The sequence below is a fragment of the Hydrocoleum sp. CS-953 genome (assembly GCF_002260545.1).
Taxonomy (GTDB): domain Bacteria; phylum Cyanobacteriota; class Cyanobacteriia; order Cyanobacteriales; family Microcoleaceae; genus Trichodesmium.
In genome coordinates this window covers 1-9,676 of record NZ_LGSU01001307.1, presented here as the reverse complement: position 1 = coordinate 9,676, position 9,676 = coordinate 1, and the positions used below count along the sequence as shown (strand labels likewise).

At 37.0% G+C, this 9,676-nt stretch carries 6 protein-coding genes and 2 pseudogenes; 4 read left to right on the top strand and 4 right to left on the bottom strand.

Going from position 1 to position 9,676, the window contains the following annotated elements:
• Positions 1–197: 197 nt before the first annotated feature.
• The 4 genes from AFK68_RS23700 to AFK68_RS23680 all read right to left on the bottom strand — a co-directional run bounded on the left by AFK68_RS23700 (position 198) and on the right by AFK68_RS23680 (position 4,455).
• Entirely contained in the window at positions 198–953 is a 756-nt protein-coding gene (locus AFK68_RS23700; protein ID WP_094675607.1) for a DUF4336 domain-containing protein, read from the bottom strand.
• Between the two features lie 33 nt (positions 954–986).
• The gene (locus tag AFK68_RS23695; protein ID WP_094675605.1) at positions 987–1,193 is read right to left on the bottom strand and encodes a glycogen debranching protein; all 207 of its coding nucleotides are present in this window, start codon (positions 1,191–1,193) and stop codon (positions 987–989) included.
• 1,556 nt (positions 1,194–2,749) lie between these two features.
• Positions 2,750–3,271, bottom strand: coding sequence for a GNAT family N-acetyltransferase (locus AFK68_RS23685; RefSeq protein WP_094675601.1), 522 nt, complete (start codon positions 3,269–3,271; stop codon positions 2,750–2,752).
• A gap of 29 nt (positions 3,272–3,300) precedes the next feature.
• Positions 3,301–4,455 (bottom strand): RNA polymerase sigma factor, RpoD/SigA family, encoded by a 1,155-nt coding sequence (locus AFK68_RS23680; RefSeq protein WP_371357527.1) that lies wholly within the window; start codon positions 4,453–4,455, stop codon positions 3,301–3,303.
• A 1,285-nt stretch (positions 4,456–5,740) separates the two neighbouring features.
• On the opposite strand from AFK68_RS23680, the pseudogene AFK68_RS23670 reads away from it, so the two are divergent.
• The 4 genes and pseudogenes from AFK68_RS23670 to AFK68_RS23660 all read left to right on the top strand — a co-directional run.
• Positions 5,741–6,888: pseudogene (locus AFK68_RS23670) on the top strand (alanine/glycine:cation symporter family protein); the annotation flags it as partial.
• Position 6,889: 1 nt separating this feature from the next.
• Positions 6,890–7,399 (top strand): alanine:cation symporter family protein (locus AFK68_RS42440; protein WP_246844402.1); only part of this gene is annotated, 510 nt, incomplete at its 5' end.
• 962 nt (positions 7,400–8,361) lie between these two features.
• A pseudogene (locus AFK68_RS23665) lies at positions 8,362–9,015 on the top strand (alanine:cation symporter family protein); the annotation flags it as partial.
• A gap of 129 nt (positions 9,016–9,144) precedes the next feature.
• A complete protein-coding gene (locus AFK68_RS23660) occupies positions 9,145–9,666 on the top strand; it encodes an alanine:cation symporter family protein (protein WP_371357528.1) in 522 nt (173 codons plus the stop codon).
• The last annotated feature ends 10 nt before the right edge of the window (positions 9,667–9,676 follow it).

Below are 9,676 nucleotides of genomic sequence, written 5' to 3'. Positions count from 1 at the left end.
ATTTAAAAAGATGAGTAATTATTATACTACAAGCATTTTGGTGATATTTCCAAAACTTTATATTGATAATTTATAATTAATCAATTCGGTTTCAAACCTCTCCTAATAGGAGAAAAAAAGAACAGGTGATTTCCCCATCGTTCAATCTGATGGTTTTAACCAGAGATAATTATCCATCATTCATTATCCATTATCAATTAATGAACTAGCCAAGCAAAAGCTCTGATTAATTCAGCATTACCATTTTCTTCATAGCATTTTCCGTGGGATAAAATAATTTTTTTAGCTTCCCATTTTAACATTTTTTCTAAACAGGCACGAGCTTGATTTTTTCTCCCCCAAAATGTTATTCGTAAGTCCAGTGGTGCTTTACCATTTGGAGCCGCACAACCAGCTAACTTAATTAATAAATGAAATTTTTTACTAACTTTATTAAGCTCAAAATTTTCAATTAAATCTGCTAGAATGACTGTAGAACTTTTGCGGTGAAAAAATACTACCTCATCCATAAACCTACTACCTCGGAAAACTAATTGATCGATATCTTCTGACCAGTCAATTGGTGCTTCATCATCAAGAAAAGCATGAAAATTCACCTCAATTTTTTGTTGTGCTGCACGTTCTACCACTCCTGGTGATGCCCATGCAATAGCTTCTGGATAAGCTTTTGCCCAACTGCCAATATGAGTATAATGGATTTTGTTTGGTGAAATTAAGTGACGAACCGAACCCAAGGCATCAATTTTTGCTTTTAATTCTGGAACTAATTCTATAGGAGAATGACACCACAAATCATTATTTTTCAATCGGATAATCGTCATCCGTGTCGGAAATGGAATATGTGTGCCATACATCGCCATTCTGACAATAGGGCCATCAACAATCCAAATATCTTCATCAATAGCTTTAGGAATATTAAGTGGTTCGTATAGCTGAATTATGTTTTGGTTCATAATGAAAGAAAGCACCGATCGGCATTTGAACTTTTAATTTAATTTTAAAGCACTGACAGGTACTTCATCCCAAGACTCAACAATTCGCATTGTAGCTTTCCATCCTTGTTCCTTTTGAGTATCAGTTAAATTATTTTGAAAAGATTCATGGCATTCTTCAGCTTGCTGTTTGTCACAACAGGCAATACAAGAGTAGACAATACCAGATGGATCTATCTGTTCATTTACCCAAATAGTCATAGTTAATAACCTCAGTATTATGTGTGATGTTCCCGACACTAAATTAATAATCAGTCTTATATTTTTACCTATTTTGTTAACAATAGTCAAGTTGAATAGATTTAGCCACTACACAAAAAAATTCTGAATCCCTGAGAACTCAGAATTTTCTAGTAGCAGTAAATTTTTAATTTTGAGCGGCTTTGTTGTATGAAAGCATATAGCTACCGCACTTGCTTTGGAGATGTACTTCATACTTCTATAACTATTGTCCAATAGATGAATAGAACATCAATCTTTGATATAAAAAGGCTGAAACTTTTACCTGTAAAGGCTTTGAGCCTTTTTACTATTGTCCAATAGATGAATAAAACATCAATCTCTAGAAAGAGAGTGATATATAGCGCTGTGCTCCGGGAACAGGCACTATTGGAACAGGCAACAGGGGGAATAAATTGCCGATAATATAAGACTTCTAGCTCTTTTGCCCCTACTACAATTTGTAAATATACCAGCGCTCATTGCTATAGAAGTCCTAACCGTATCTCCAGAAAATAGGTCAAATTCGAGAATTAATTGATAAAAAATGGGTAAGAATTGATTTGATGATGGGATTTGGGTAGATATCTAATACACCCCATCTCCCGATATCCCTTACTCTCCACACTCCCCTACTCTCAATCTATAATTTTAAATAGATCCTTTCAGGGGTTCTATAGCTGCCACTAGGTTCACCTTTCATGTCGGGAACAACCGAAAAGCGGAACGGATGTTCTATCGCTACTTTCATGCAACAAAGCCATTTTGAGCTGAAATGTTAGAACAGATTCCAGATTAATGGGTTAAATATTTTGGCATTGCTGAATTAAGGTATAAAAGTGGGTTTGTAAGGAATAGGGAATAGGGAACAGGGAACAGTTAATATTAACAAGTAGTTCAAAAAATCCAAAATACACCGATCCAAAATACAAAATTATCAAATCATACCTAGAATCAACAACGCCAATATTTTTTGCTTGTTCCCTATCAAACTCCCCATCTTCCTTACTGACGTTGCATCCAACGTCCTTACTATTCTCTACTCCCCAAAACCATCAATAGCAGTCGTCATTGAGGACATTCCCGTTCTTGTCTTGCCTTAATCAAAGAAATGATTTAACTTTTAACTTTTAGAGCACTACGCAAATAGGTTAGGATATTTATGAATCCTCAAACTCATTCAGGGATTACTTCTAACTTCTGATTTCTGACTTCTGGTTTGCACTATCAGGACTTAGCAGAACTTAGGCAGAGCAACTATATCTAATGGTACTTAGACATTTTTTGGCAGAAAAACTGCTTGTTTGCGCAGCATTCCGGAGGAAAAGCCAGTCTAGACAAGGGAATTACGTCAACTCCTTAAAAATGGCTAAAACCCTTGGTAATAAAGGATTTATACATTTTCGACGTAAAACCGCCTCCCTATCTATATTTGAGCTTATTTTTGGCAGTTAAGTTGTCTAAGTACCACTAATAAGGGATAATGACCATTAAGCCCTACGGATGGTGTGTAATTTCATTTTTTGCGTAAGTCCTGACTATAATTGCTGTCCAGATGCTAAACTGCTGAGAGAATTATCAGTAACACGACATATACGCCACTCATTCAAAATTGACGCACCAATACGTTCATAGAATCCGATCGCCGGTTCATTCCAATCTAAAACACTCCACTCCAAACGCCCACAGTTTCGGGATACTGCTAACTCTGCCACATAACTTACCAGTCGTTTCCCGATACCCCGCCCCCTATACTCAGGTAACACAAATAAATCTTCTATATAAATTCCGGGTTGGGTGAGAAAAGTTGAATAGTTATGAAAGAATAAAGAAAAACCGACAGCTTGGCCTGTCAATTCAGCAATAATAGCTTCAGCGATGGGGCGATAATTAGACCCATCGCTACCAGGTTCACCAAATAAATGAGCTTCTAAGGAAGCAATGCTACCTGTAACAGCATGAGATAATTTTTCATACTCAGCTAGGGCTTTAATTAACTCAAATATTACAGGTACATCTGCTGGTGTTGCAGCACGCAACTTTAGTTCATTCAGGGACATAATTTAACTAATATTATCTTAAAATTTTATCAAAAACGATTTAACCATCCTTTTAAACGTTCAGCCACTTGAGGGCGACGTAACTTTCGCATTGCCTTAGCTTGAATTTGTCGTACTCTTTCGCGGGAGAGATTAATCATCCGACTCACTTCATCTAAAGTATGAGGTTCCCCTGTGATTAAACCATAGCGGAGAGTAATGACATCTTGTTCGCGATCGCTTAACACATGATTTAATACCTCCAAGATATCCTGGCGCATCATCATATCATTCATTTGCGCTTCGGGAGTAGTATTTTCATTATCTTCTAAGAAGTCTAACAGTTCGGTATTTTCATCTGTACCTAAACGATGATTGAGAGAGAGAGTTTTCCGACGAATTTGCTGGAGGTTACGCAGTTGTTGGTGGGAAATTTCTAACGCTTGAGCAATTTCTGCGTCACTGGGAATACGATTTAAACTGCGTCTTAGGTCGCGGTAAACTCGTTTAAGTTTGTTAATTTGTTCAACTACATGAACTGGTAGGCGAATAGTACGTCCTTGATTAGCAATGGTGCGTGTTATTCCTTGACGAATCCACCAATAGGCGTAAGTAGAAAATTTGTAACCTTTCTCTGGGTCAAATTTTTCTGTGGCGCGGTTTAGTCCTAATGCTCCTTCTTGAATCAAGTCTAGAAAAGGCACTCCCCGGTTTAGATAACGTTTGGCAATAGAAACTACTAAACGGAGGTTAGAGCTAATCATTCGACGTTTGGCTGCCCGACATTGATGTAGGCGATGGTCTAGTTGCATTTCTGTCAAACCTGCGGCTGCTGCTACTTCACCTTTTGTCGGCAGTCGCCCTAAGTCATTTGCTAGTTTCTCTGGCAGTTGTTCAAATATGACTAACTCTTGGATCTGCCTGGCTAATTCTATTTCTTCTTTTTGGCTCAAAAGAGGATAACGAGACATTTGCTTAAATAATGCTCCTACTGCATCATCTATATCTTGTTGATTTTCTGGTACTGGGATAGTTACAGCCGATATATTCATACTAGAATCCTCCTGATTTTTATCTTCTTCATGCAGGGATTCGGCAATCATCAAACTCATTTGTTGCATTTGCTCTGGTATCTCTGATTTATTAATGGGGTCTGGTAATTGGATTTGATGCCGATCTGAATTCTCTGGAAGTAGAATTTTCATAGTGTTTTTTTCTATTATATAGTTTGGCAATTGTAAATGGTTGATGAGATACAATCCAAGTGTGATTTTATACCAGAATTTCTCAATTATTACTTAACAATTTAAGTCAATATCAATAACGCACCTAATAGAGATTTGATGTTACCATATTTTACTTTTCGGGAGCCTTTTAACCACTNATGGTTTATTCCTAAAGTTTTTTCTTTATTGAATATAATTAAAAGAACTATAATTATGGAAAATTGTAACAAGGTTAACTGCTTTATGGTCTTATTGATGCTGTATAAATTACAGTAAATTTTGGAAATAGAAGTGGATGTGAATACAATTATATTATAACATGATTACAAATACCTATATTTTACCTCTAATACCAATTTTTAATCAAGTTGCTCAAGAGAAGTCAGAATAGTTTTTTCAATTGATTCTCACAAGGGTGAATTTTTTTTGTAATCCTAAATATCTCACGATATTGGTTGGTAAATTACTGTTATTTTCCCCAGATGAATCCCATTTATCACTACTTTTTTTTAGGTGGAAGCTAGCAAAAGCTAAAAATACTGGATAGTGGTACATAGTAATGGTTATGAGAGCATAAACTTGAAGAAAATGCTCCCGAAAAAGTGACGGCTGACCGCCCGCGCTGCCTTGCGCGCATTGTCGAGAACGCAAAGAGAGAAGTCGTCTTCTTCCATGCCTTCTTGTGTGCATATGCACACCAATTGTCAAGTCCGGTAATCCCCAGCGCTAACCGTCCGGAATGTCATCAAGATTTTGTGATTTCCTGCGAAGCGGTTACGCTGCGGGAGCAACCGGAACGTGAGGAGTTTTCGGGGGTTTTTTGAGCATAAACTTGAAGGTTGTGCTATTTCATTTATCAATTATCAGTTATATCATGTGCCCCCTCCGGGGGAGCTACGAATTGCGGATAATTAGTTATAATAAACATTCTTCCTTCTAAATTTCTTCTTTCCCTCCTAACTCCTTCAAATATAATTTATAAGTATTCAACCGAACATGATATTAGCCTCCTAGATCATAACCACCTCTTGCAGAGGAGTTATCCTAAGATAGCTTTGCACCAGCAAAAACGTTTTTCATGTTGCGTAGCAAAACAACATCTCTGGCTGAAGGTAGACGCTTGAAATACTGAAGTTTATTCTTTTCATCTTTTTAAAAAGGGACACATAAGCGTGAAAAAACTATTTAAAATTTACCTAATAAACAATCTTTAAGTGCTAGAATTAGCTCATGCTTGAATTTAAATTAGGAACTACTAAACTAAATGTTAGATTGGATTTCTGCTACTTTTTCCCAATTATTAAAAAATATAGATGCTATCATTTTTTATAGTATTGGAGGTGACCAAGGCATACCACTTATTGTACTTTGGCTAATTAGTGGTGGTCTCTTTTTTACTATCCGAATGCAGTTTATTAATCTTCGAGCCTTCAAACACGCTATTGATGTTATTTTGGGTAAGTACGATGACCCCAATGACGAAGGTGAAGTTTCCCATTTTCAAGCTGTCGCTACTGCCCTATCTGGAACTGTGGGGCTAGGAAATATTGCCGGAGTTGCCATTGCTATTAGTTTGGGAGGGCCGGGTGCAGCTTTTTGGATGACGATCGCAGGTTTCTTAGGCATGAGTACCAAGTTTATTGAGTGTACCCTGGCTCAAAAATATCGGATGATTAGACTAGATGGTACAGTTGCTGGTGGACCAATGTATTATCTGTCAATAGGTTTAGCTGATTTAGGACAAAAAAGTTTTGGTCAAGTTTTAGCAGGAATGTTTGCATTTTTCAATATTTTGGCGGTACTAGGTAGTTCGAGTATATTTCAGTCTAACCAGTCTCAAGTCGTCGTTGCTAATGTGCTACCATTTGTTGCCGAAAGAACTTGGGTCTATGGATTGGTTCTAGTATTAATAGTGGGGTTAGTGATTATTGGAGGTATTCAGCGTATTGCTGGAGTGGCTGCTGCTATCGTACCCGCAATGTGTGCCGTATACTTTTTCGCTGCTCTGTGGGTGATTTTGGCTAACTTCACAGCTATTCCTAATGCCATAGGGAGCATTATTCATGGTGCTTTTGTTCCCCAAGCTATGGCAGGTGGTCTGCTTGGGGCGCTAGTCCAAGGGTTCCGACGCGCTGCTTTTTCTAATGAAGCGGGTTTGGGTTTGGCTGCGATCGCTCATGCTACGGCGAAAACTGATGAACCTATCCGGGAAGGTATTGTAGCATTACTAGAACCATTTATTGATACTATAGTCATCTGTAACATGACTGCTTTAGTAGTTATTATTACTGGGGTTTACAATAATCCAGAATTTGCTAATCTTGGTGGTTCAGAATTGACTTTAGCTGCTTTTACTTCTGTCATTGGCTGGTTTCCTTCTGTTTTGACAGTTTGTATATTTTTGTTTGCTTTNGCTACGGAGAAAACTGAGGAACCTATCCGGGAAGGGATTGTAGCATTACTAGAACCATTTATTGATACTATAGTCATCTGTAACATGACTGCTTTAGTAGTTATTATTACTGGGGTTTACAATAATCCAGAATTTGCTAATCTTGGTGGTTCAGAATTGACTTTAGCTGCTTTTACTTCTGTCATTGGCTGGTTTCCTTCTGTTTTGACAGTTTGTATATTTTTGTTTGCTTTGTCTACCATGATTTCTAGTAGTTATTATGGTCAAGTTTCCTGGCAATATTTATTTGGAGATCGGAGTGTGATTATATATAAAGTTTTGTTCTTAGTAGGTGTGTTTGTAGGTACAGTTACTAATCCAGAAGCTGTAATTCAATTCGCTGATGCTTTGAAAATAACTCTTGCTTTTCCTACTTTACTTGGTACTTATTTCCTTTGTGGTAAAGTCGCAACAGACCTAGAAAATTATATGAAACGTTTACAAACAGGAGAAATTATTTCAGTAAACTAATCCTCAAGATAGAATTTACATTTGATATAGGAACATAAAAAATTAATTCTCCTATATAAAAGGAAAGGGTCGAACATAGATTTTCTGAAAAAGTTGCTGACACAAAATTTAAACCTATTACATCGATAAAAAAAGTCGGAAAATCATTATATTTTGGGATAGAGGTTCTGATAACAAAGGAGAAAAGATGCAAGAGTTCCTAATATAATTGAATCAATATTTAGCTACTGAAGACTGGAAAATAAATTGTCATTTTTTGGCTCATTACGCCCCCAAATAAAATTCAATTCAAGCGTTCTGGCTATCCTGAAAAAATCTACTTAGGAGATGTTATTGCTTCTCGAATAATTTCACAATAATTAAGAAGATGTTTGAAGTTTTTTTTGAGTGTAATTTATTTGATTTTCCTGACTTAAAAAAATACGATGTATTTTCCGGTCTCATTTGAAAACCCTATAATTATGGTCAAAAATAATGTAAGCATTCAGCCGTTAGCTCTTAGCTATTGCTTTTAGTGCGTATAGGAAAGCTTTATTAATGGATTCAGAAAAATATGACTACAAAAGCTAGCACCCTTGACCTTAAAGTCTATATTTATTTACACTCCTTCCTTAAGCGCAGGTTTTTCTTGCTGATTTCTGACTGCTAATAGCTGAATGCTTACAAAATAATTATTGATTATCCATTGTTCATTATCAATTTTTAAAGAGGTAATTATCTATTATTCATTAATGAATACCCAGGTATATTTTTCTGTTTTCGGCATATTTTTACCATCTTTTTGTTGCCTATTCCATCCAAAAACAATCCTGCCAATTCTATATTTAAGACAATGATTAACCACTAATTTTGCTGTTTTGNTAATAGAAAAGTTGAATAATTCCTTGACTATACCTGAAAAATTTAGACTTTCATGGTATAAGTGTTTAGTTAAGAAAAATGATTAACTGGTAAAGTTGAAAATGAAAAGACGAATTTGGCTCTATATTTTCCTGTTTCTGTTAATACCAACTGTTGCTTTAGCATCAGAACCAGAAACAGCAAATAGTTTCATTACAAGCATAGATCAAACTTTTTCAGGTTTTGTAAATGTAATATTTAGCATTCTTTTCTTTAGTATAGCTGGTTTTCCTTTAATTGTTTTATGGTTAATTATTGGTGCAATTTTTTTTACTATTAGGATGCAATTTATCAATATTCGTGCTTTTAAACACGCTATTGATATCGTTAGAGGCAGATACGACGACCCTGATGATCAAGGAGAAATCTCCCACTTCCAAGCTTTGGCTGCAGCATTGTCAGGAACTGTAGGATTAGGCAATATTGCAGGTGTGGCTGTAGCTGTTAGTATAGGCGGACCTGGGGCTGCATTCTGGTTGACGATCGCTGGTTTTTTTGGGATGACCAGTAAATTTGTTGAATGTACCCTGGCTCAAAAATATCGCATTATTAAACCTGATGGTACTATTTCTGGTGGACCGATGCGCTACCTATCCGCAGGTTTAGCAGAAATGGGGCAGAGAACTTTAGGTAAAGTGCTGGCTGTAGTATTCTCTGTATTGTGTATTTCTGCTGCTTTCGGTGGCGCTAATATGTTCCAAGCAAATCAGTCTTATGGAGCTGTTTCTACTGTTCCTGACAATGCTGCAGCCAAAGCTTGGAAGTGGGAGATTTCTCCTTGATCATCAGGGTCGTCGTATCTGCCTCTAACGATATCAATAGCGNGTACTATTTCTGGTGGACCGATGCGCTACCTATCCGCAGGTTTAGCAGAAATGGGGCAGAGAACTTTAGGTAAAGTGCTGGCTGTAGTATTCTCTGTATTGTGTATTTCTGCTGCTTTCGGTGGCGCTAATATGTTCCAAGCAAATCAGTCTTATGGAGCTGTTTCTACTGTATTACCAGGTTTACCTAGTTGGGTTTATGGTTTGGTTCTGGTAGTTTTAGTCGGGTTGGTAATTATTGGTGGTATTCAGCGTATTGGTATGGTGGCAGGGACTCTTGTACCTTTGATGTGTTTAGTTTATGTTTTGGCTTCCCTATTTATTCTCCTGGCTAATATTACCGAAATTCCTGGGGCGATCGCTACTATTATTTCTGGTGCTTTTGCTCCCAAGGCAATTGAGGGGGGTGTTATTGGTGTAATTATTCAAGGGTTTCAATGGTCTGCTATTTCTAATGAAGCGGGTTTGGGTTCGGTTGCGAACTCTCACTCTGCTTCTAGAACTGTTTTACCTTTTAGTGACGGCTTTGTTGAATTGTTCTAGCCCTATATTG